At 65.5% G+C, this 21,201-nt stretch carries 20 protein-coding genes; 5 read left to right on the plus strand and 15 right to left on the minus strand.

What is annotated here, in order from left to right; genetic code table 11:
• Positions 1–202: 202 nt before the first annotated feature.
• Entirely contained in the window at positions 203–589 is a 387-nt protein-coding gene (locus BLEFHOIH_RS19510) for a helix-turn-helix domain-containing protein (RefSeq protein ID WP_088347714.1), read from the minus strand.
• 73 nt (positions 590–662) lie between these two features.
• Between BLEFHOIH_RS19510 and BLEFHOIH_RS19515 the strand changes: the two genes are divergently transcribed.
• Positions 663–983 carry a nuclear transport factor 2 family protein gene (locus tag BLEFHOIH_RS19515; RefSeq protein WP_088347715.1) on the plus strand — a complete coding sequence of 107 codons (321 nt, stop codon included), beginning with the start codon at positions 663–665 and terminating at the stop codon, positions 981–983.
• Positions 984–1,168: 185 nt separating this feature from the next.
• Here the strand turns inward: BLEFHOIH_RS19515 and BLEFHOIH_RS19520 are convergent, their stop codons facing one another.
• The 11 genes from BLEFHOIH_RS19520 to BLEFHOIH_RS19570 all read right to left on the minus strand — a co-directional run bounded on the left by BLEFHOIH_RS19520 (position 1,169) and on the right by BLEFHOIH_RS19570 (position 11,433).
• The gene (locus BLEFHOIH_RS19520) at positions 1,169–1,558 is read right to left on the minus strand and encodes a helix-turn-helix domain-containing protein (RefSeq protein WP_088347716.1); all 390 of its coding nucleotides are present in this window, start codon (positions 1,556–1,558) and stop codon (positions 1,169–1,171) included.
• A gap of 83 nt (positions 1,559–1,641) precedes the next feature.
• A complete protein-coding gene (locus tag BLEFHOIH_RS19525; RefSeq protein ID WP_088347717.1) occupies positions 1,642–2,481 on the minus strand; it encodes a hypothetical protein in 840 nt (279 codons plus the stop codon).
• Positions 2,471–2,860, minus strand: coding sequence for a cytochrome-c oxidase (locus tag BLEFHOIH_RS19530; RefSeq protein ID WP_088347718.1), 390 nt, complete (start codon positions 2,858–2,860; stop codon positions 2,471–2,473). The genes BLEFHOIH_RS19525 and BLEFHOIH_RS19530 overlap by 11 nt, the downstream gene beginning before the upstream one ends.
• A 194-nt stretch (positions 2,861–3,054) precedes the next feature.
• Positions 3,055–4,182, minus strand: coding sequence for an FUSC family protein (locus BLEFHOIH_RS19535; protein ID WP_088347933.1), 1,128 nt, complete (start codon positions 4,180–4,182; stop codon positions 3,055–3,057).
• 168 nt (positions 4,183–4,350) lie between these two features.
• Positions 4,351–5,118: a class I SAM-dependent methyltransferase gene (locus BLEFHOIH_RS19540; protein ID WP_088347719.1), complete on the minus strand. Its 768-nt coding sequence runs from the start codon at positions 5,116–5,118 to the stop codon at positions 4,351–4,353.
• Between the two features lie 32 nt (positions 5,119–5,150).
• The gene (gene uxuA, locus BLEFHOIH_RS19545) at positions 5,151–6,332 is read right to left on the minus strand and encodes a mannonate dehydratase (protein WP_088347720.1); all 1,182 of its coding nucleotides are present in this window, start codon (positions 6,330–6,332) and stop codon (positions 5,151–5,153) included.
• Between the two features lie 33 nt (positions 6,333–6,365).
• Complete coding sequence (locus tag BLEFHOIH_RS19550) at positions 6,366–7,484, minus strand: ABC transporter ATP-binding protein (RefSeq protein ID WP_088347721.1); 1,119 nt, start codon at positions 7,482–7,484, stop codon at positions 6,366–6,368.
• A 5-nt stretch (positions 7,485–7,489) separates the two neighbouring features.
• The gene (locus BLEFHOIH_RS19555) at positions 7,490–8,368 is read right to left on the minus strand and encodes a carbohydrate ABC transporter permease (RefSeq protein WP_088347722.1); all 879 of its coding nucleotides are present in this window, start codon (positions 8,366–8,368) and stop codon (positions 7,490–7,492) included.
• Positions 8,358–9,284 carry a sugar ABC transporter permease gene (locus BLEFHOIH_RS19560; protein WP_088347723.1) on the minus strand — a complete coding sequence of 309 codons (927 nt, stop codon included), beginning with the start codon at positions 9,282–9,284 and terminating at the stop codon, positions 8,358–8,360. Before BLEFHOIH_RS19560 ends, BLEFHOIH_RS19555 begins: the two co-directional genes overlap by 11 nt.
• A gap of 91 nt (positions 9,285–9,375) precedes the next feature.
• Positions 9,376–10,605, minus strand: a complete 1,230-nt coding sequence (locus tag BLEFHOIH_RS19565; protein ID WP_245297111.1) for an ABC transporter substrate-binding protein — start codon at positions 10,603–10,605, stop codon at positions 9,376–9,378.
• A gap of 114 nt (positions 10,606–10,719) precedes the next feature.
• Positions 10,720–11,433: a FadR/GntR family transcriptional regulator gene (locus tag BLEFHOIH_RS19570; protein ID WP_125461806.1), complete on the minus strand. Its 714-nt coding sequence runs from the start codon at positions 11,431–11,433 to the stop codon at positions 10,720–10,722.
• Positions 11,434–11,696: 263 nt separating this feature from the next.
• Between BLEFHOIH_RS19570 and BLEFHOIH_RS19575 the strand changes: the two genes are divergently transcribed.
• The 3 genes from BLEFHOIH_RS19575 to BLEFHOIH_RS19585 all read left to right on the plus strand — a co-directional run bounded on the left by BLEFHOIH_RS19575 (position 11,697) and on the right by BLEFHOIH_RS19585 (position 15,853).
• Positions 11,697–12,509 (plus strand): SDR family oxidoreductase, encoded by an 813-nt coding sequence (locus tag BLEFHOIH_RS19575; RefSeq protein ID WP_088347726.1) that lies wholly within the window; start codon positions 11,697–11,699, stop codon positions 12,507–12,509.
• Between the two features lie 9 nt (positions 12,510–12,518).
• The gene (locus BLEFHOIH_RS19580; RefSeq protein WP_088347727.1) at positions 12,519–13,124 is read left to right on the plus strand and encodes an HAD-IA family hydrolase; all 606 of its coding nucleotides are present in this window, start codon (positions 12,519–12,521) and stop codon (positions 13,122–13,124) included.
• 416 nt (positions 13,125–13,540) lie between these two features.
• Positions 13,541–15,853: a multicopper oxidase domain-containing protein gene (locus BLEFHOIH_RS19585; protein ID WP_088347934.1), complete on the plus strand. Its 2,313-nt coding sequence runs from the start codon at positions 13,541–13,543 to the stop codon at positions 15,851–15,853.
• Positions 15,854–16,734: 881 nt separating this feature from the next.
• Here BLEFHOIH_RS19585 and BLEFHOIH_RS19590 read toward each other — a convergent pair.
• Entirely contained in the window at positions 16,735–18,240 is a 1,506-nt protein-coding gene (locus tag BLEFHOIH_RS19590) for a carnitine 3-dehydrogenase (RefSeq protein ID WP_088347728.1), read from the minus strand.
• Positions 18,241–18,254: 14 nt separating this feature from the next.
• Positions 18,255–19,157, minus strand: coding sequence for a 3-keto-5-aminohexanoate cleavage protein (locus tag BLEFHOIH_RS19595; RefSeq protein WP_088347729.1), 903 nt, complete (start codon positions 19,155–19,157; stop codon positions 18,255–18,257).
• A 90-nt stretch (positions 19,158–19,247) separates the two neighbouring features.
• On the opposite strand from BLEFHOIH_RS19595, the gene BLEFHOIH_RS19600 reads away from it, so the two are divergent.
• Entirely contained in the window at positions 19,248–20,216 is a 969-nt protein-coding gene (locus BLEFHOIH_RS19600) for a GlxA family transcriptional regulator (protein WP_088347730.1), read from the plus strand.
• Here the strand turns inward: BLEFHOIH_RS19600 and choX are convergent.
• Entirely contained in the window at positions 20,211–21,149 is a 939-nt protein-coding gene (choX, locus tag BLEFHOIH_RS19605; RefSeq protein WP_348626059.1) for a choline ABC transporter substrate-binding protein, read from the minus strand. The two genes, BLEFHOIH_RS19600 and choX, sit on opposite strands and share 6 nt — an antisense overlap.
• Between the last annotated feature and the right edge of the window lie 52 nt (positions 21,150–21,201).

Below are 21,201 nucleotides of genomic sequence, written 5' to 3' on the forward strand. Positions count from 1 at the left end.
GCTAAGGCGGGGAGGTTGGGGGGGACGCTTCGTGATGCGGTATCGAAGCGATGCGGAGGACCTATTGCACCCGCGGACGAAATCCCCGCGAAAGCGGGGACCCAGTAAAGGGCAAAATCACCGGCGGGCTCGGCGCATTCCAGAATTGCTGCGGCGTAATGGGTCCCCGCTTTCGCGGGGATTACGAAAAGGGGGCAGCGCGTTAGCCCTTCTTCCCCGCAAAATCATCCCGCGAGGCGACCCATTTCAGCATCGAGTCGAGCGCCGGGCAGAGTGACTGGCCCCAATCGGTGAGGCCGTATTCGACCTTCGGCGGCACCTGATGGTGGACGATCCGGCGCACGATGCCGTCGGCCTCCATCTGCCGCAATTGCTGGATCAGCATCTTCTGCGAGATCGACGGGATGGCGCGCTCAAGCTCGGAGAAGCGCAGCAGCTTGCCGCCGAACAAATGGAACAGGATCACCAGCTTCCAGCGGCCTTCGAGAATGCGCAGCGCCATCTCGACACCCTCGGCGGCGGAGGACGGGCTGTGCCCGCGATCCTTACTTTCGGGTAAGTAGCTTACGTTTTTGTCGGTTCTTGTCATCCGGTAAGCCTAGAGGCATGTTTGGCGTAGAGCAACAATGCACTCCGCGAAATGCGGCGAGAGGAGCTGGCTTATGGCGATCAAATTGCCCAAGGCGATCGAAATCTTTTTCACCTCCGGCCAAGACGTGGCGGCGTTCGATCGGTGCTTCACCGCAGATGCCGTCGTGCGCGACGAGCACAAGACCCACCAAGGGCTCGCGGCGATCAAAGCCTGGCGCAAGGAGACCTTGGAAAAATACCAATTCACGGCCGAGCCGGTCGCGCTGTCGGAGAAAGACGGCAAGACCGTCGTCACCGCGAAGCTCTCCGGCAATTTCCCTGGCAGTCCGATCGAGTTGGATCACAGTTTCGAACTCGCAGGCGACAGGATCGCCGCGCTGGAGATCGGCTGACGGGCACCGGCGCGCCGCTAGAGCGGGATCTCGATGTGGGATCAGTCGGTGTGGTGTCATTCCCGCGAAGGCGGGAATCCAGCCGCGTCCACGGCGGGCGCCTCAAGGATGCTGGATTCCCGCCTTCGCGGGAATGACAAAGGGGATGCGCCGCGCCCGAGGTTTCCAGCTAAAATGATCGCGCTTCAGGCGCTTCCGGCGGCGGCGTGTTCGTCCGCCGCCCGCGCCCGGGCATAGGCGGCCTTGTCGACATGGGCGTCGCCCCAGGCTTTCAGCGCCATCATGATCGGCTCCAGCGTCCGGCCGCGCGCGGAGAGGCTGTATTCCACTTTCGGCGGCACTTCCGCATAGACTTTGCGCGCGATGAGCCCGTCGGCTTCGAGCTCGCGGAGCTGATTGGTCAGCATGCGCTGGGTGACGTTGGGCAGGAGCCGGCGGATTTCGTTGAAGCGCAGCGTGCCGGAAAACAGGTGGAACAGCACGACGCCCTTCCACTTGCCGTCGATCAGTTGCAGCGTCGCCTCGACGGCGCAGCCGGGGCTGCAATCAAGCCTGTGGTGACGGGTGCGGGCCATTCGATCCTCTTGCGCGCCAATCTGCCGACAGTATCTTTTTCGGCACTATAGGCGTCAAGCGTGCGTTCGTGCAGAGCTATGCCCTAGCCACCGAGCGGCCCGTAGTTCAGACGCACATAGGCGGTTTCGAAACCGGCCCGGCGCAGATTGCGATAGGACGGATGCCGGTCTTCCTCGCCGGGCGCGGGCTGGCCGGTCTCCGCGACCAGGGTCCGCGCGCCCATGGCGAGGCCGTCCCGGATGCGGCGTGCGAGCAGGGCGTTCTGCGCGCCGCGCCGGCGGGCGTCGGCCAGGGTCGCGCCGAAGCCGATCCAGCCCCAGTCGCCCTCGACATAGAGCACGCCGGAAGCGACGGGCGTCTCGCCGTCATAAGCGAGATAGGATTTGAAGCCCGGCTTGCCGATCACCCCGGCGAACCAGCCCGCCGACATGGCAGGCATGCCGAACCCGCCGGCAACGACCGCGCCGAAATCCGCCGCGTGCGCCTCGCCGATCTCCCGGACGGTCAGCGACGTGGCGAGGCCGTGCTCGGCAACGGTGGAGGACCGCCGCCACAGTTTCGCCCAGCCGGTGCCTTGCGGCTTCAAGCCGGCCGCGGCGATCCAGCTTTGCAGCTCGGGCGGCATCGCCACAGGTGCGATCTGCAGCACCGACGCGGGAGCGCCGTGGCTCCGCATCCAGGCAATCGCCGCGAGCAGCGCGTCCTGCGTCGCCGCTTGTCCCGCGCCCAGCCCAATAGCCCGGTTGAAGACCGATACGGGAAGCTTGCGCGCCGCCAAAAGTCCCGCCGTGTCGAGCGTGGCGCAGTCGAGACCCAGCGCCTCGCGGTTTTGCGCGTCGGCCGATGCGTATAGGGCGAGCATCGCCTCGCGCTCCAGTCCTTCGAGGCGCGCGATCTCGCCGCTGGCGATTTTATCGCTCACCGATTGCGCCTCCGAGCGTTGCCAGCCGCGCGGCCGAGATGAAGAACACGATGGCGCCCGCCAGCCACAGCAGCGATGCGACGATCGCCAGGCCCGGCTGGTGGTGAATGGCGGCGAAATAGACGCCGAGCGGGAAGGCCAGGGCGCTCGGCGCCGCGAGCCAGAAATGCACCCGCGCCAGCCGCGAGGCCAGCAGTTCCGGAAAGGCCCGGTAGATCACCCCGAACAGGGCGAGCGATGCCCAGCCGACGAGGTTGAGATGGGCGTGGACCGGCGAGAGCTGAAAGTCCTGATTGATGCCCATGTAGATGCCGAGGCAGACACCGCAGATCAGGCAGGCGGCGCCGAGGAGGAGAAAGGAAAGGTCAATGCGGGGCATTGTGCATCCTATTGTTATTGCCGGGTTTGGTCGGTCGGATGAACGTCTAAGGGCCCGATTATGAACGAAGGCGCGCAAACGGCCCGGAACGCTCCCCACTCATGGCGGAACGAAGCTGCCGGGGGATTTCGGCCGCCCAATATCGGGTTACGGCTGTAATGATGCTTTTCGGCAGCGCGGAGAAAGGCGCGCGGCTATCCCTGCAGCCTCGGCCTAACCTCCGCGGCGGGTTTCGCCACCCCGGCCCATTCGCCGACGCAGCGCGCGAGGTCGCCGAAATTCTGGTGCATCTGCTCGAGCGCGAAACCGAGCGCGAACAGGCGCTCCGCCGCCTCGCCCGAAAGGTCGCGGGTGAGGCCGTCGCGGCGCAGGGCGGCGATCTCCGTGGTGTATCTGTCGAGCGCGGCTTCGACCGCGTCCATCGGCGGCGGCGCCTTGCGGGCGAGCAGCGCGGCGGCGGACTTGCCGAGATAGTCGGGAAACGCGGCGGCGATCTGCGTCAGGGCAGGCTCCAGCCGGGCCGCGATGGCCTGTGGCAGCGGTACGACCGCGGCGCGTCCGAGCATGACGAGGTCATGCCGCAGCCGGAGCAGCGTGCGCAGCAGCGGTCCCGTCTCCGGCCCCGATGCCAAACGCGCCGACCGCTCGCGCTCTGCCTCGGTGCCGACGGCGCGCAATTGCGCCAGCGCCTGGCCGATGCCGTCCTGCAGCCGGTGCAGCGTCTCCAGGTCGAGGCCGCGCGTCAGGCCCGAAAGCAGGCCGTTCAGCGCCCGCGCCATGCGGTCGAGCGTATGCGCGGTGGTCTCGGCGACCTCCTGATGGGCGCTCGAGGGCAGCAGGAACAGCGAGACCAGACAGCCGGTGATGCCGCCGACGGCGACCTCGGCCAGCCGGTCGATGACCGAATTGATCGGGCTGCCATGCGTCATTTCCGGAACCAGCAGCACGATGATGGCGGTGACCGGCGCCGAGGCGAGGCTGGGGTTGACCGCCGCGATCACCGCCAGCGGCGCGACCGCCAGCACCAGCGTCGCGAGCAGCGCCGCCTCGTTCGGATGCGGCACGAAGATGGCGACGGCGCCGCCATAGATCGCGCCCCCGACCGTTCCGGCGAGGTAATCGGTGGTGGCTTTCAGCGAGCGGCCGACGCTCATTTGCGTCACGATGATCGCCGTGAGGACGGCCCAGAGCGGCAAGGGAAGCTCGATGAATTTCGCCACCGCCAGCGAAAGCAGCGCCGCGACCGTCACCCGGAAGGCCAGTTTCAACTGCGAATGATGGTTCTGGACCCAGGTCCCGAGCCCGCTCCAGGCGGCGCCGATCTGCTTCACGTGATATCCCCGATATGCGGCCGGACGCGGATGCGTGATTCATCCGCCCGGATGAGAGAATCACATCGATAGCAGCGGGGCTAGATGAAAAGCGTGAAGATCTGGGAACGGCATTTTGATCGGCGGGATGCATAGCCGATTATGCTGCGCGCGGCGCTTCTACAATTTGCGGCAGCTATAGGCGGCGGTGACATAGGGGAAGGTCACTTCGCTCTTGCCCGCCAGATCGGGCGTCGCCGCGATCAGCGCGCGGACCTGCTCGGCGATCCGGGTCCGCACGCTGGCGGGCAATGCCGCGATGAAGCTGACGGAGAGCGCGCGGTTGACGATGACCTCCTCGGGCGTGCCGGTATGGCCGTGCGGGATGAACCTCTCCGCCAGCGGGCCGAAACCATCGGCGGGGAATTGGGCGCGCCATTTCTGAGTGTGATAGCGCGGGGCCTCGCCTTCATAGGGTGTGATGATTGCCGTCACAGCGGCGACCCAGGCGACGCTCTCGTCGCGCACGTTCCAGACCAGCCCGAACATGCCGCCCGGCTTCAGCACGCGGCGGATTTCGGCGACGGCCTTCTCCGTCGCGAACCAGTGGAAGGACTGCGCGCAGATGACGGCATCGACGCTGGCGTCGGCGAGCGGGATCTGCTCGGCCGATCCCGCGCGGGCATCGACGCCGGGATGCGCCGCTTCAAGCTGCGCCAGCATTTCCGGCACGGGCTCGACGGCGATCAGCGTCGCGCCGGTCGCCGCAAGCCGAGGCAGGAATTTTCCAGTGCCGGAACCAAGATCGAGCGCGACCTTGCCCGCATGCAGGCCGAGATCGTCACGCAGCCAGTCGGCCAGCGCCGCCGGGTAATCCGGCCGGCCCTTGGCATAGGTCTCGGCGCCTGCGGAAAAGCCGTCGGCGGCATATCGGTTGATGGCGGGCATCGTTGCCTCCGGCATGGCGGCCGGGCGCCATGCTATTGAGCGTATGGATGGCCGAGCGCGGTAATGACCCCGCGCAATTCGGCCAAGCCTTTCAACCGGCCGATGCAGGAATAGCCCGGATTCACCTTCTTGCCGATATCGTCGATCAGCACATGTCCGTGATCGGGCCGCATCACCATCTCCCAGCGCTCCATGCCGGCGGCCTTGCGGCGGCGCTCCTCCGCCAGCAGCACGTCGATCAGGCCGACCATATCGACGCGGCCGCCGAGGTGATCGGATTCGGTGAAGGAGCCGTCCGGCTCGATCGTGACATTGCGCAGATGGGCGAAATGGATGCGCTCGGCGAATTCGCGCGCCATGGCGACGACGTCGTTCTGCGGGCCGGAGCCGTAGGAGCCGGCGCAGAGGGTCATGCCGTTGGCGCGGCTCGGCACGGCGGCGAACAGGGCGCGCAGATCGTCGGCGCCGGAGACGACGCGCGGCAGGCCGAAAAGCGGGAAGGGCGGGTCGTCGGGGTGGATGACCAGCGTGACGCCGCTGGCTTCGGCGACGGGCACGACCTCGCTCAGGAAGGCGATCAGATTGCGGCGCAGCGCATCGGCGTCGATGCCGTCATAGCGGGCGATCTCCTTCCGCAGCGTCTCGCGCGTGTAATGACCCTCGCCGCCGGGTAGGCCGCTGATGATGTTGTGCTCAAGCGTGAGCGCCGTTTCCGCCGACATCCCGGCAAAACGGCGCGCCGCCTTGTCGAGCAGTTCGGAGGAATAGTCCGCCTCGGCGCCCGGCCGCTTCAGCACATGCACGTCATAGGCGACGAAATCGACCATCTCGAAGCGCAGCGCCAGGGCGCCATTGGGCATGGCGTAGTCGAGCTTGGTGCGGGTCCAATCGACGACCGGCATGAAGTTGAAGCACACGAGCGGAATTCCCGCGACCCCCAGGCTATGCAAACTCGCCTTCCAGGTCTCAATGGCTTCCTCGGCGCCTGCCGCGCCGGTCTTGATGGCGGTCGGGATCGGAATGCTCTCGCAGACCGACCAGACAAAACCTTTCGCCTCGCAGACGGTCTTGCGCTGCAGAACCTCGTGCAGCGTCCATTGCTGGCCCTCATATTTCTCGTGCAGGGCGGTGACGATATCCGTCGCGCCCGCCTGGCCGATATCCCTGAGCGACACAGGATCATTCGGCCCGAACCATCTCCATCCCTGGCGCATCCGCCACTCCCGCTGTTCGGCAAATTCGGTTGGTTACTGAAGCCGGATCCCGGTTTCAGGATCGAAATAGACGGCCTTGTCCAGATTGAAGACCAGTTGCAGCATCTCGCCGGGCCGGGCTTCCGCGTCGGCGCGCAGCCGCGCGATGACCTCCTTGCCGGCGATGTTGGTGACGACGAGTGTGTCCGCCCCCGCCGGCTCGACCACATCGACCAGCACATTGACGGTGTCGAGCGTCCCCGCGCTGCGGTCGGCGCTGCCTTCGTCGGTGATCGCCTCCGGCCGGATGCCGAGGATGATTTTCGCGCCGGGCGTCATGGCGGGCGTGACCTTGGTCTCGGGCACGCGCAGGGTGATCGGCGCGGCCCCGTTGCGCCGCAAGGTCATGCGCGGGGCGTTGGCGCCGTCGGCGGCGACTTCGGCCTCGAGCAGATTCATCGCGGGCGAGCCCATGAAATCGGCAACGAACAGATTGGCCGGGCGGTTATAGATCTCCGACGGCGTGCCGACCTGCTGGATGACGCCGTCCTTCAGCACCGCGATCTTGGTCGCCAGCGTCATCGCCTCGATCTGGTCGTGGGTGACATAGACGATGGTCGCGCCCGTCCGGTGGTGCAGCCGCTTGATCTCGGTGCGCATATCGACGCGCAGCTTGGCGTCGAGATTGGAGAGCGGCTCGTCGAACAGGAACAGGCGCGGATTGCGCACCAGCGCCCGGCCCATGGCGACACGCTGGCGCTGGCCGCCGGAGAGCTGCCCGGGCCGGCGCTTCAGCAGATGCTCGATCTGCAGCATCCGCGCCGCCTCGGCGACGGCCGCCTCGCGTTCGGCTTTCGGCATGCCGCGCATCTCCAGCGCGAAGCCGATATTTTCCGCCACCGTCATGTTCGGATAGAGCGCGTAGGACTGGAACACCATGGCGATGTCGCGCTTGGACGGATGCAGGTCGTTGACCAGCTTGCCGTCGATGCGGATCGCGCCCGATGTCACCGCGTCGAGCCCGGCGATCATGTTGAGCAGCGTCGACTTTCCGCAGCCGGACGGCCCGACCAGGACCAGAAAGCCGCCTTTTTCCAGATCGACATCGATGCTTTTGAGGACGTCGAGCCCGCCATAGCGCTTGCTCAGCCCTTCGATTTCGAGAAACGCCATCGCCCTTATCCTTTCACCGCGCCGGCCATCAGGCCCCGGACCAGATATTGCCCGGCGACCACATAGACGATCAGCGTCGGCAGCGCGGCGAACATCGCCGCCGCCATGTGCACGTTGTATTCCTTCACGCCCGTGGAGGAGGAGACCAGATTGTTGAGAGCGACCGTCATCGGCGCGGCATCGCCCGATGCGAAGGAGGCGCCGAAAAGGAAGTCGTTCCAGATATTGGTGAACTGGAAGATCACGGTGACGACGATGATCGGACCGGAGGAGGGCAAGAGGATGCGCCTGAAAATCTGGAAGAAGGAGGCGCCGTCGATCTGCGCCGCGCGCACCAGCTCGGTCGGGAAGGCGTCGTAATAATTGCGGAAGAACAGCGTCGAGAAGCCGATGCCGTAGACGACATGGACGAGGACGAGACCCGCCGTCGTGCCCGCAAGGCCCAGCGTTCCGAGCACCAGCGCCATCGGGATCAGAACCGACTGGAACGGGATGAAGCAGGCGAAGAGCATCATCCCGAAGACGAGGCGATGGCCGGGGAAGCGCCATTTGGTGAGCACATAGCCGTTCACCGCACCCAGCATGGTCGAGATGATGACGGCGGGCACCACCATCAGGATCGAATTGGCGAAAAAGCCCTTGATGCCCTGGCAGGTCAGGCCGACGCAGGTGGTGCCCCAGGCGGCGAGCCAGGGCGCGATGGTCGGGTTCTTCGGCAGGGCCAGCATGTTGCCGTCCTGGATCTCGTCGAGCGTCTTGAACGACGTCACCAGCATGACGAAGAAGGGCAAGAGGTAGAAGACGGCGAAGATCAGCAGCAGGCCGTAGATCACGATCCGCGCCGCGATCGGCGAGCGCGCGCCTGCCGGGAGGTCAGCGGCCATGGCCGGGGTCCTTCAGCTCGGAATAAAGATAGGGGATGATCACGGCCGCAATGGTCATCAGCATGATGACGGCGCTCGCCGCGCCGACCGACATCTGATTGCGGGTGAAGGTGTAGGAATACATGAAGGTCGAGGGTAGCTCGGTGGCATTGCCGGGGCCGCCGCCGGTCAGGGCGATGACGAGGTCGTAGCTCTTGATGGTCAGATGCGTCAGGACGATCACCGCCGACAGGAAGACCGGGCGCAGCATGGGAATGACGATGCGGCGATAGATGGCGAAGCTCGACGCGCCGTCGATCTGCGCCGCCTTCAGGATCTCGCCGTCGATGCCGCGCAATCCGGCGAGGAACATCGCCATGACGAAGCCGGAGGTCTGCCAGACGCCGGCGATGACGATGGTGTAGATCGCCATGTCCGAATTGATCAGCCAGTCGAACTGGAAACTCTGCCAGCCCCAGGCATGCATGGTCTTCTCGAGGCCGAGGCCCGGATTGAGGAACCACTTCCAGGCCGTGCCGGTGACGATGAAGGACAGCGCCATCGGATAGAGATAGATCGGCCGGAACACGCCCTCGCCGCGAATGCGCTGGTCGATCAGGATGGCCAGCGTCAGGCCGAGCAGGATCGAGATGCCGATATAGAGGCTGCCGAAAATGGCAAGGTTTTCCAGCGCCTTGTACCAGTTCGGCTGCGCGAACAAGCGGTAATAGCTGTCGAAGCCGACGATCTCGTAGATCGGCATCAGCCGCGAGCGGGTGAAGGAGAGGTAGATCGTCCACAGGATGAAGCCGTAGACGAAGAACAGCACCAACGCGAAGGACGGCGCGAGCACGAGACGCGGCAGGAAGGCGCGCAGCCGGTCGCCGGAAGAGGAGGCGCGCGGGGGCCGGTAGGCGTCGTCAATGGCGATGGTCATGGGGTAAAACCAGTCAAGCGGATAGGCCGGGGCGGCGCCGGCCGGAGACTTGGCCCCGGCCGGCCCGCAACGCCCAGATTTCAGCAATCGCCTATTTGGCGGCGGCGACGGCTGTCGCCAGTTCCTCCGGCGCCTTGGCCGTGTCGAGCTGACCGTTGAAATGCTTGGTGACGACGTCGAAGATGGCCTGTTTGACGCCGGCCGGCGCCGCGTGGCCATGCGCCATCGAGCCGTAGAGCTTGCCGGCGTCGCTGGCTTCCTTCAGGTCCGCGATGCCCTTCTTGCCGCAAGCATCGAAGGCATCGCCCGGAACGTCGGTGCGCGCCGGCACCGAGCCCTTGACGACATTGAAGGCCGACTGGAAGCCGGGGTCCATCACGGCGAGCGCCATCTTGGCCTGGGCTTCCTTGCGGTCGTCGCCGACCTTGAACATCACGAACTGGTCGGAGTTGAAGGTGACGTTGCCCTGCGTGCCGGGAAAGCGGAAGCAGAGGAAATCGACGTCCGGCTTCTTGCCCGCCGCGATGAATTCGCCCTTGGCCCAGTCGCCCATCATCTGGAAGGCGGCCTCGCCCTTGATGACCATGGCAGAGGCCAGGTTCCAGTCGCGGCCGGAGAAGTTCGGGTCGAGATAGGTCCGCAGCTTGGACATGCGCTCGAAGACGGTTTTCATCTTGTCGGATTTCAGCGTGGCCGGATCGAGGTCGATCAGGGCCTTCTGGTAGAAATCGCCGCCGCCGGTCGCCAGCAGCACGGCCTCGAACACGGTGCCGTCCTGCCAGGGCTGGCCGCCATGGGCGAGCGGGACCACGCCGCCGGCCTTGGCCTTGTCGAGCGCGGCGACGAACTCGTCCCAATTCTTCGGCACGGCGATGCCGAGCTTGTCGAGCACCGCCTTGTTCGCCCAGACCCAGTTGGTCGAATGGACGTTGACCGGCGCCGCGACCCACTGGTCCTTATATTTGGAGAAGCGCTGCAATGCCTTGGGCACCACCTTGTCCCAGCCATCCTTGGCGGCGATGGCGTTGAGATCGGCGAGCGAGCCCAGTTCCGCCCAGTCCTGAATGTCGAAGCCGAGCATCTGCACGGTGGTCGGGATATTGCCCGCCGTGACGCGGGCGCGCAGCACGGTCATCGCCTGCACGCCGCTGCCGCCGGCGATCGGGGTATCCTTCCAGGAAATGCCCTCCTTTTGCAGATTGCCCTTCAAGACATTGAGCGCGGCTGCTTCGCCGCCCGAGGTCCACCAATGCACGACCTCGACTTCCTTCACCTGCGCCGTCGCAGGCTGGCTTGCCATCAGGAGCGCCAATGCGCCCATCGTCTGCAGGATCAGTTTTCTGCCTGTCATTCCATCCTCCCTAGTGCAACTAGCTCCCAGATTCGCGTTGCGTTTCCCCCGTGATTACACGCGCCCACGCACGGCGCCGTGTTCCTATGTTTCTGCTGGATGCTTGCCGGACGCGCCTTCCAGAAGCGTGTCCCGGACCCTGTCGAGATGCGCGGCCATGGCCTCGCGGGCCGCTTGCCCGTCGCGCGCGGCGACCGCCTCGACGATGCGCACATGCTCGCTGACGGTCATGCGGTCGGTGTCGGGCAGGCCGCTATTGGCGCCGAGCCGGTTGAAGACCGGCGCCGTCATATGCCCCCAGAGATCGCCGACGATGCTGGCCAGCACCGAATTTCCCGCCGCCTCGGCGAGCCGGATGTGGAACAGGCTGTCGGTGTCGCGGGTGTCGCGGCCGGAGGCGATGTCGGCGCGCATCATGGCGAGGGTCTCCTCGAGCCCGGCGACCTCCTCGGGCGCTGCGTTTTCGGCGGCCAGCCCGGCGATCTCGGTCTCGACGATGCGGCGGGCGTGGATCACCTCGAAGGGGCTCGGTCCACCATCGGCAAGCGGGGGCGGCAGGGTTTCGGGCGTGGCGATGACGAAGCAGCCCGAGCCGCCGCGCACTTCGACCGATCCCGACATTTCCAATGTGACCAGCGCCTCGCGCAGCACCGGGCGGCTGACGCCGAGCTTGCGCGCCAGCTCCCGCTCCGGCGGCAGCCGGTCGCCGAATTCGAACTCGCCCGCGGCAATCAGCAGGCCGATCTGCTCGGCAACCTTTTGGTAGAGACGCTGGTTCTGTACGGGTTGAAACGGCACTGGCGGCACGACCTGTGTGATAAATTTGGGGCAGCATCACGCGAATATGGGTTTTGGTCAATTGGTAAGATATGTTGACCAGAGTGAGGTTAACTGAGAGGGTAGGCTCGGGCTATCATCGAGTCCTGCCGACTTCCTCTCCCGTTGGGGATAGGGTTGGGTGAGGGGTTACAAACTCACCGATAGGCATTACCTCCTCACTCGCATCGCTACGGCGCGACCTCTCCCATGGGCGAGGTAAGTGAAGCCAAACGGGAGACGGCATGACAGAGCGGAAACTGGAAGGGCGCCGGGTGCTGATTACCGGCGCGTCGCGCGGAATTGGGCGGGCCATCGCCGTGCTCTTTGCGGCGGAGGGCGCCCGGGTCGCCATCAATTACCAGGGCAATCGCAAGGAGGCCGAAGCGTGCCTGGCGCTGACCGAGGCGGCTTCGGCGCGGGCAGGGGTGCTCGATCCCGGCCATTTCATCGTGCAGGCCGATGTCGGCAAGGAGAGCGACGTCAGCGCCATGTTCGACGCCTTCGACCGGCGCTTCGTCGGCATCGATATCCTCATCAACAATGCCGGCATCCAGATCGAGTCCCCCAGCGACAAGGCCGATCCAAAAGATATCGAGCGCGTGCTGCGCACCAATCTGGACGGCGCGGTCTTTTGCTCGCAGGCGGCCATCCGCCGCTTCCTCGCCCAGGGTGACGGCGGCGTCATCGTCAACTGCTCCAGCGTCCACCAGATCATCCCGAAACCGGGCTATCTCGGCTATTCGCTGAGCAAGGGTGCGATGGGCAATCTCACCCGCACGCTGGCGCTGGAATTCGCCGATCGCGGCATTCGCGTCAACGCCGTAGGGCCGGGCGCGACCGTCACCGACATCAATGCGGCCTGGACGGATGACCCCGAGCAGCGCGCCATCGTCGAGGGGCATATCCCGCTCGGGCGCGCGGCCGAGGTGGACGAAGTCGCCGCCGCCTTCCTGTTCCTGGCGTCAAGCGATGCTTCCTACATCACCGGCCAGACGCTATATGTCTGCGGCGGGCTGACGCTTTACGGCGAGTACCGGCAGAATTGGGCATCCTGAGGGGGATCTATGACGCGCGCGGTGATCTTCGATGTCGGCGGAGTCCTGATCGAATGGAATCCGCGTCACCTCTACAGCAAGCTGCTGCCCGACGACGCCGCGATCCAGGCATTCCTCGACGAGATCGGCTTCCACGACTGGAATCTGGCGCTCGACGAGGGGGCGCGCTGGGATGCCTCCATCGCCGAGCTGGCCGCCCGCCATCCGCACCGCCGGGAGCTGATCGAGGCGGCGCACCTGCGCTGGCATGAGATGCTGCCGCATGCTTTCGACGACAGCGTCGCCATCCTCGAGCAACTGGCGCAAAACGGCGTGCCGCTCTATGCCATCACCAATTTCTCCTCGGAGAAATTCGCCGAGACGCGGGCGCGCTTCCCGTTCTTTGCCCATTTCCGCGACATCGTCGTCTCCGGCGACGAGCGGCTGCTGAAACCCGAGGCGCCGATCTACCAGCTCTGCCTCGCCCGCAATGGCCTCACGGTCGAGAACTGCATCTTCATCGACGACAACGCCGCCAATATCGCCGCCGCCACGGCGCTCGGCTTCGACGCCATCCGCTTCGAGACGGCGAAAAAATTGTATGACGATTTGTCGGCGCGCGGTCTTCTGGCGTAACGGCGGTACTGCGGCGCGCCTCCGGCGCAGCCGACCGGCCCCTTACCGAAGGAGGGTCGACGCATACTGCCCGCCATTTATGGAAAGACCGGGAAACCAAGCGCCGTGACGCTCGGCTGGCTGCCGGCCGCCGGGCGGCTCGTCACCGGCGCTGCTCATCCGTAAAACCACGCCCGACTTAGGTCGATCCGAGGTCGATACCAGCGTATCCGATGGTCTGGACCTGAGGTCCCCCTCATTGGACGGCAGACGGATAATTAGCCGCGAATTATGAGTGTTTCACGGCAGTTTTTTTTGCCGGGCAGCGTCCTGCCAGAGGTCTGGCTGGGGCTGAGTTCGACCTCAATCGTGACCCTCCTCCGGCAGCGGCGGGCGGCCACGTGGTCGGCACCGTCTGCATCCCGGAGAACACCATTATGTATCTTCCAAAATCCGCTTCCAAGGCGCGGCTGAGAGAAGCCCAGACATCGCGCGACAATCGGGCCGAGATCGTGCGCGCGCTGCATCTGGGCGAGGTCACGCGGCGCGATCTTTTCCGCATGGGCATCTTCACCGTGACCGGCGCGCTGGCCCTGAAGAACGGCTTGAGCCCCTTCGCCAGGAGCGCCTTTGCCGCCATTCCGGTCGGCACGCCGCCGAGCCCGATGTTCGGCGCGCAGCGTTTTACGCAAGCTTTTCAGCGCATGAATTTGCAGACCGGGCACCGGCTCACCCATCAGAATGTCGGCGGCAAGATGGAGGCGTGCTTCCCGGCCGCGATGGCTCAGCTCAACGGCAAGGCCACCTCATGGCATGAGGAATTCACGGCATCGTCGGGCGCGTCTTACTACAATCCGGTGACCAATCGCGGTCCATTGGAAGGACGCCCGCCGGGTCCTTATTTCGCCCATCAGCGCTGGGATGAATATCTGCCGCAGGTCGGCTATGTCTCGGCGCTCGGGCAGATCGCGCCGAATATGCGTTTCCACCCGAATATGCCGGCTCAGGGCCCGAACGCGGTGTGGAGCTACAACACGGTCGCGGCCGGCACAAACCCCTACACCACAAGGGGCACGCTGCCCGCGCCGCTGTTGAAGATCCGCTACGGCGAGCCGGTTTTGCACCGCATTTACAACGCTCTGCCCACGGATCGTGCCCTCAATGGCGGCTTCGGCCGCAACGAGACGGCGGTGCACAATCACAACGCCCATAATGGCTCCGGCAGCGACGGCGCGCAGAACGCGCATTTCTTCCCCGGCCAGTTCTACGATTACCATTGGGGCACCTGCCTCGCCCGCTCCGACACCATCAACACCGCGGCGACCGACCTGCGCGCCTCGGGCATCGACGACAATGGCATGCCGGTGCCGATTGCCGGTGATTTCCGCGAGTTGCAGGGCACGCTCTGGTTCCACGATCACCGCTTCTTCTTCACGGCGGAGAACGTCTACAAGGGCAATATGGGCATGCTGAACTATTATAGCGGGCCCGATCGCGGCAATGAGGAGATCGAGGACGGCATCAATCTGCGGCTGCCGAGCGGCCGGCTGCTGCCCTGGGGCAATCTCGATTTCGACGTCAATCTCGTCGTCTCCGATTTCGCCACCGATCCCCACGGCCAGCTCTTCTTCGACATCTTCGATACGGACGGCTTCCTCGGCGACAACCTGCTGGTCAACCAGACCTGGGCGCCGTCGATGGACGTGATGCCGCGCAAATACCGCTTCCGCGTGCTGAATGCCTGCATGTCCCGCTTCATCAAGCTGTCGCTGGTCAATCAGAGCGGGGTGTCGGTGCCGGTGCAGGTCGTCGGCAATGACGGCAATCTGCTGGTCAATCCGGTGTCGGTCACGGCGCTGGACACGCAAGGGGTGGCCGAGCGCTTCGACGTCATCGTCGATTTCTCGCGCTTCCGCGTCGGCGACAAGCTGATGCTCGTCAATCACCTCGAGCATAATGACGGGCGCGGGCCCAAGGGTGTCGTCAGCATCGCGGACGCGCTGAAAGGAAAGTCGAACGATCCGGCGGTCGGGCCGATCATGCAATTCGTCATCGCCAATTCTGTGCCGAGCGTCGATGTGCCCGGCTACACCTACACGCTGGCCAATATGGGGGCGAACCTGCCGCGCGTGCCGCTCGTGCTCACCCAGCAGATCCCGGTCGTGACGCCGACCCGGAGCCGCACCATCGAGTTCACGCGCGGCGGCGGCGGCAATGATGGCTGCCTGCCCGATTGCGACGAGCGGGAGAACTTCCCCTGGACCGTCAAGGTCAACGGGCAGGACGCGCATTACCTCAACGCCAACCGGATTTCGCTGGTCTTCCCGCAGCCCGGCGACATCGAGCACATTACGCTGAAGAACGGCGGCGGCGGCTGGGATCACCCGATCCATCTGCATTTCGAGGAAGGGGTGACGCTGAGCCGGTCGACGGGCGCGCTGGCGGCCACGGAGAGGCTGGCGCGCAAGGACGTCTGGCGGCTCGGGCCGGGCGCCTCGGTGACGTTCCAGGTGCAGTTCGGCGAGTTCGGCGGCGCTTATGTCTCGCATTGCCACAATACGGTGCATGAGGATTTCGCCATGCTGCTGCGCTACCAGCTCCTTAAGACCGACAATGGCACTGGCGATCCCTTTGTCGGCGTCAGCCAGACGCCCAATCCGACCCCGGACGGCGTCGAATGGCTGACGCCTGAAATCCTCCCCGAGGGCGATCCGCGCATCAATGCGCTGCGCTCGGCCTCGAACCGCTAGGGCAGACGCGCTAAGAAAGTGGGACGGGCCGTTTTGGCTCGTCCTGCACGCCTAACGGATCTAGTTTTCCGAAATCCGCGCGAAGGCTGGGATCCAGTACGCTGCAGCGTTTGAGGTGACGCAGAACGCCAATTTCGAGTTTGTGAATACTGGATCCCCGCCTTCGCGGGGATTTCGTCTGAGGGGGATTGGAAGCCGCCAATTCGCGTCCTGTCCGGCGAAGAATCTCCACTCATACGTACTCTCCATTCAGCCATCCGGCGCGCCGGTACTGCCTCGGAGGGAGCCGGGACCGCCAGTCGGCCCCGCAAGTCAGGACCGAAGGACCTGAGACCAAAGTCTGGTCGCGTCCGACTTTATGCCCTTCCGCGCTTTCCCCTCGTGGCCCGACCTGCTTGCGCTGCGCCGATCCGCATCGGGCCGCCAGAGCGGGATCGCATGAGATGAATTCGCCCTGAGCGCCGCGACGATTTTCCGCCACCGAAACCGCCGCAGCGTGGCCCTCTCCCATGGGGAGAGGGCGGCGCGCGTCAGCGCGCCGGGTGAGGGGGTAATGCCTCTCCATGAGGCAACGCCTGTTCCTACCGAGAGGGATTACCCCCTCACCCTAACCCTGTCCCCATGGAGACCTTTGCGTATCGAAGGTCCTCTCCCCGTCGTCCCGGACGGCCGTCAGGCCGAGCCGGGACCCAATCATATTTCCGCTATTGCTGCGGCAAGTGGAGAGGCGAGTGGGCCCCGGCTCTAACGGCCGGGGCGAAGGAATCGAAGTTTTGCAAAGGTCTTCCATGGGAGAGGGAATTTGGCTGCGGATTGGTTTACGGGGGTAATGCGTCCCGTCCGAAGCCACTGCCTCGTGGCGCACTCGCCCCCTGCCGCCTTCAGCGTTTTGCGCCGATGCTTCGTCCCAGCCCCGCCGGGCGTTCTAGATCGGCGTGCGCCTCGACGATCGGCATCAGCCGGTCGAGGATCGAGGACGGCGCGGGCGAGGCGCGCCCCGCTTTGCTGTCGACATGCAGCAGCATCTGTTCCGCCGTGGCGATCGGCTGCTCCGACTGGCCGGAAAAGATGCGCTGAAAGACGTGGATGCGCTTTTCGTCCGCCGCGATGATCTGGCAGGTGGCGGCCAGCCGGTCGCCGAGCCGCGCCTGGCCGAGATGCTGCATATGCGTCTCGACCGTATAGTAGCTGTGACCGCCCGCCACATAGTCGAGATCGGCGCCGATCAGCCGCAGCAGCGCATCCGTCGTCTTGCCGAAGACCTCGAGATAGCGGTGTTCGGTCATGTGGCCATTATAGTCGATCCAGGCAGGGGGAACGGTCGTCTCCAGCAAGCGGAGCGGCTTTTCGATCTCGATCTCCGGCGCGGCGGCGAGGCTTTCCAGGCGGCGCTCGAAATCGGCCAGCAGACGGCCCGCGCCCCAGCCGCGCCCGTTGTCGCCCGCCTTCAGCGCCTTGATGATCTCGACGAGATTGCCGTCGCGGATGCGCTCCAGATCGCGGATGGACAGGCCCGCCGCCTGGGCGTCCGATTGCGCCGCGATCTTGTCGATGAGCGCGTCGTCGAGATCCACGACGTCGGTCAGCTTGGTCCACGGCCATTTGAGGCAGGGGCCGAACTGCGCCAGGAAATGCCGCATCCCCGCCTCGCCGCCCGCGATGCGGTAGGTCTGGAACAGGCCCATCTGCGCCCAGCGCAGGCCGAAGGAATAGCGGATGACATTGTCGAGCGTTTCCACGTCGCAAATGTCGTCCTTGATGAGCCAGAGGGCCTCGCGCCAGAGCGCTTCCAGCAGCCGGTCGCCGACGAAGGCTTCGATTTCGCGGCTGATGACGACGCCCTTCATGCCGATGGCGTCCAGGATTGCCCGGCTGCGCGCCAGCGTCTCCGCGGAGGTGGCCCTGCCGCCGACCAACTCGACCAGCGGCAGCAGGTAAACGGGATTATAGGGGTGGGCGACGAAGAGGCGTTCGGGATGCGTCAGCCCGCTCTGCAGATCGGAGGGCAGCAGGCCGGAGGTCGAGGACCCGATCAGCGCGCTGGCGGGCGCCGCGGCGTCGATCTCGGCCAGCACGCGCTGCTTGATGTCCAGCCGCTCGGGCACGTTTTCCTGGATCCATTCGGCCTCCGCGACGGCGTCCGCGATGCTGGCCCGAAAGCGCAGCGCGCCGCGCCTCGGCAGGGGAGCATCCGTCAGCATGGCGTAAGCGCGTTCGGCATTGGCGAGGACTTCGCCGACGATGCGCGGTGTCTCCGGATGGGGATCGAACACCTCCACATCGACGCCCGCCAGCAGAAAACGTGCGATCCAGCCGCCGCCGATCACGCCTCCGCCGATGCAGGCCGCGCGCGACAGGGGGCGTGCGGCATTGTTCTTCTCGACCATGGACGTTGCCTCCGTCAGCGCTTCTGAAGCTTCAGTTTCTCGCGGACCTCCTGCGGTCCGACGATGCGCGCGCCCATGTTGGTCACGACGCTCGCCGCCTTCTCGACGAGCTGGGCATTGGTCGCCAGCTCCCCCTTGCCGATATAGAGATTGTCCTCCAGGCCGACGCGGACATTGCCGCCCGCCAGCACCGCCGCCGCCGGATAAGCCAGCGCGTTGCGCCCGATCGAGAAGGCCGAAAAGGTCCAGTCCGCGGGAATGTTGTTCACCATGGCCATGAAGGTGTTGAGGTCGTCGGGCGCGCCCCAGGGGATGCCCATGCAGAGCTGCACCAGCACGGGGTCCGCGATCAGCCCCTCGGAGACGAGCTGGCGCGCGAACCAGAGATGGCCGGTGTCGAAAACCTCGATCTCCGGGCGCACCCCCAGGGCCGCCATCTGCCGCGCCATCTCGCGCAGCATCGATGGGGTGTTGGTCATGATGTAATCGCCGAGGCTGAAGTTCATGGTGCCGCAGTCGAGCGTGCAGATTTCGGGCAGGCACTCGGCGACATGGGCGACGCGCTCGGTCGCGCCGGCCATGTCGGTCGCGGCTGCATCGACCGGAAACGGCCGCTCCACATCGCCGAAGACGAGATCGCCGCCCATTCCCGCGGTCAGGTTCAGCACCACATCGACATCGGCCGAGCGGATGCGGTCGGTGACCTCGCGGTAGAGGTCGCGCCGCCGCGAGGCCGCCCCGGTCTCAGGATCGCGCACATGGCAATGGACGACCGCCGCGCCCGCCCTGGCCGCGTCGATGGCCGACGCCGCGATCTCGGCGGGCGTGACCGGCACATGGCGCGAGCGCTTGGCGGTGTCGCCCGCCCCGGTCACGGCGCAAGTGATGAAGACATCGCGGTTCATCGACAGCGGCATTCTGGCCTCCTTGTTGCAAGGGACATGCTTGACCGAAAACCCCAGCCGTGCAGTGCTGATTGCGAGGCTGGTTTTTCATTTTGCGAAGCGATGATATTCACGCAGTCCGATGAGCCGCTGGACGTTACTTTGCTCCTGTTCTCGGGCTTTTCGCTGTTGTCCTTCGCCGCCACGCTCGACCCGATGCGCGGCGCCAACCGGGTGCTCGGCCGGCCCGCCTTCCGCTGGAAGCTCGTCTCGATGGACGGCGCCGACGCGGTCGCCAGTTGCGGGCTGCCCATTCCCATCGACGGCGCCTTCGATGCAAGCGGGCGGCAGGACGCGCTGATCGTGATCGCGGCCTTCGACGTCACCTCCTATGCGACGCGGAAGACGCTTGCCGCGCTGCGCGCGGGGGCAAAGCGCTCGGCCATTGTCGGCGGCATCGAATCGGGCCCCTGGCTGCTCGGCTTTGCCGGTCTCCTCGACGGCCGGCGCGCCACCACCCATTGGGAAGACCTCGAGGATTTCGCAGCGCGCTTTCCCAATGTGGACGTGCGCCCCGACCGCTGGGTGGTGGACAAGACGGTTTTCACCACCGGCGGCGCGACGCCCGCGCTCGACTGCATGCTGGCGCTCATCAAGGCGCGGACCGGCTATTCCGCGGCGCTGAATGTCGCGAGCCTCTACATCTACGAGGAAGCCCGCAGCGGCGCCGACGTGCAGCCCATCGTCTCGCTCGGACGCATCCGCGACCACGAGCCCCGCGTCGCCGAAGCCATCCGCATCATGGAGACCCATATCGACCAGCCGCTGACCATCTCGGCGATCGCCTGCCGCATCGGCATCTCGCCGCGCGGGCTCGAGATGCTGTTCCTGCGGGTGGTGAACACCTCGCCGGGCGCCTATTACTTGGCGCTGCGCCTGCACGCGGCGCGGCGGCTGGTGCTCGACACCAGCCTGCCGGTCGCCGACATCGCCGTGCGCACGGGCTTTTCCGCGATCGCCTCGCTGTCGCGCGCCTTCCGGCGGCAATTCGGCCTGTCCCCGTCGCAGGCCCGGCGCAGCGCCCGCTCATAAGCCGATCTGGGCACGGACGGCGGCGAGCCCGGGCTTGCCGTCGAGCGTCGTCACGCCGTCGAGCCAGCGGGCGAGCACATCGGGATGGGCCTTCATCCAGGCGCTGGCAGCCTGATCGGCCTGCATCTTGTCGTCGAGGATGTTGCTCATGAGCTTGTCCTCCGTCGCGACGTCGAACACCAGATTGGACAGCAGCCGCCCGATATTGGGGCACGCCTTGGCATAGCCGCTGCGGGTCAGGGTCACGACGGTTGCGCCGCCATCATTGGGGCCGAACACGTCATCGCCCTTTTCGAGATAGGCGATCGGCAGGTTGACGTTCATCGGATGCGGGCGCCAGCCGAAGAACACGATCGGCTTGCCTTGGCCGATCTCGCGCTTGACCTGCGCCAGCATGGCCTGTTCGCTGGACTCCACCAAGCTGAAGCCGCCGAGGCCAAAAGCGTTGCTCTGGATCATTTTTGCGATGGTGGCGTTGGCGCTGCTCCCCGCTTCGATGCCGTAGAGCTTGCCTCCGAGCTGATCCTTGAAACGGGCGATGTCGGCATAGGTCTTCAAGCCGGCGTCATAGGCCGCCTTGGGCACGGCGAAACCGATGCGGGCGCCGGAGAGGTTCGTCGTGACGATGTCGATCTTGCCGTCCTTGACGAGCGGGACCTGGGTCGGCTCCTGCACCGGCATCCAATTGCCGAGAAACACGTCCTGGTCGCCGTTCTTCAGCGCCTCGAAGGTGACGGCGACCGACAGCACGGTGATATTGGGCTTGTAGCCGAGCCCTTTGAGGATAACTTCGGCGATGGCGGTCGTCGCGGTGATATCGGTCCAGCCGACATCGGAGAAGCGAGGCTTTGCGCAAGCCGCCGGGTCATCGGCCAGCGCCGGAGAGGCCAGGACCGTCGCGGATAGCGCGAGACATGCAATAAGCTGCCGCATAACCATTGCTGTTCCCCATGATTGCCAATCATGCCGCGATAGGCCGGCACGA

This window comes from Rhodomicrobium sp. R_RK_3 (assembly GCF_002198715.1).
Classification (GTDB): domain Bacteria; phylum Pseudomonadota; class Alphaproteobacteria; order Rhizobiales; family Rhodomicrobiaceae; genus R-RK-3.

Coding starts and splice junctions, on each gene's coding strand:
- BLEFHOIH_RS19550 (WP_088347721.1), bottom strand. CDS start 7,484: ATGGCGTTTCTCGAAATCGAAGGGCTGAGCAAGCGCTATGGCGGGCTC.
- BLEFHOIH_RS19515 (WP_088347715.1), top strand. CDS start 663: ATGGCGATCAAATTGCCCAAGGCGATCGAAATCTTTTTCACCTCCGGC.
- BLEFHOIH_RS19540 (WP_088347719.1), bottom strand. CDS start 5,118: ATGCCCGCCATCAACCGATATGCCGCCGACGGCTTTTCCGCAGGCGCC.
- BLEFHOIH_RS19565 (WP_245297111.1), bottom strand. CDS start 10,605: ATGGGCGCATTGGCGCTCCTGATGGCAAGCCAGCCTGCGACGGCGCAG.
- BLEFHOIH_RS19575 (WP_088347726.1), top strand. CDS start 11,697: ATGACAGAGCGGAAACTGGAAGGGCGCCGGGTGCTGATTACCGGCGCG.
- BLEFHOIH_RS19510 (WP_088347714.1), bottom strand. CDS start 589: ATGACAAGAACCGACAAAAACGTAAGCTACTTACCCGAAAGTAAGGAT.
- BLEFHOIH_RS19600 (WP_088347730.1), top strand. CDS start 19,248: ATGATATTCACGCAGTCCGATGAGCCGCTGGACGTTACTTTGCTCCTG.
- BLEFHOIH_RS19590 (WP_088347728.1), bottom strand. CDS start 18,240: ATGGTCGAGAAGAACAATGCCGCACGCCCCCTGTCGCGCGCGGCCTGC.
- BLEFHOIH_RS19555 (WP_088347722.1), bottom strand. CDS start 8,368: ATGGCCGCTGACCTCCCGGCAGGCGCGCGCTCGCCGATCGCGGCGCGG.
- BLEFHOIH_RS19560 (WP_088347723.1), bottom strand. CDS start 9,284: ATGACCATCGCCATTGACGACGCCTACCGGCCCCCGCGCGCCTCCTCT.
- BLEFHOIH_RS19580 (WP_088347727.1), top strand. CDS start 12,519: ATGACGCGCGCGGTGATCTTCGATGTCGGCGGAGTCCTGATCGAATGG.
- BLEFHOIH_RS19530 (WP_088347718.1), bottom strand. CDS start 2,860: ATGCCCCGCATTGACCTTTCCTTTCTCCTCCTCGGCGCCGCCTGCCTG.
- BLEFHOIH_RS19520 (WP_088347716.1), bottom strand. CDS start 1,558: ATGGCCCGCACCCGTCACCACAGGCTTGATTGCAGCCCCGGCTGCGCC.
- BLEFHOIH_RS19585 (WP_088347934.1), top strand. CDS start 13,541: ATGTATCTTCCAAAATCCGCTTCCAAGGCGCGGCTGAGAGAAGCCCAG.
- BLEFHOIH_RS19595 (WP_088347729.1), bottom strand. CDS start 19,157: ATGCCGCTGTCGATGAACCGCGATGTCTTCATCACTTGCGCCGTGACC.
- uxuA (WP_088347720.1), bottom strand. CDS start 6,332: ATGCGCCAGGGATGGAGATGGTTCGGGCCGAATGATCCTGTGTCGCTC.
- choX (WP_348626059.1), bottom strand. CDS start 21,149: ATGCGGCAGCTTATTGCATGTCTCGCGCTATCCGCGACGGTCCTGGCC.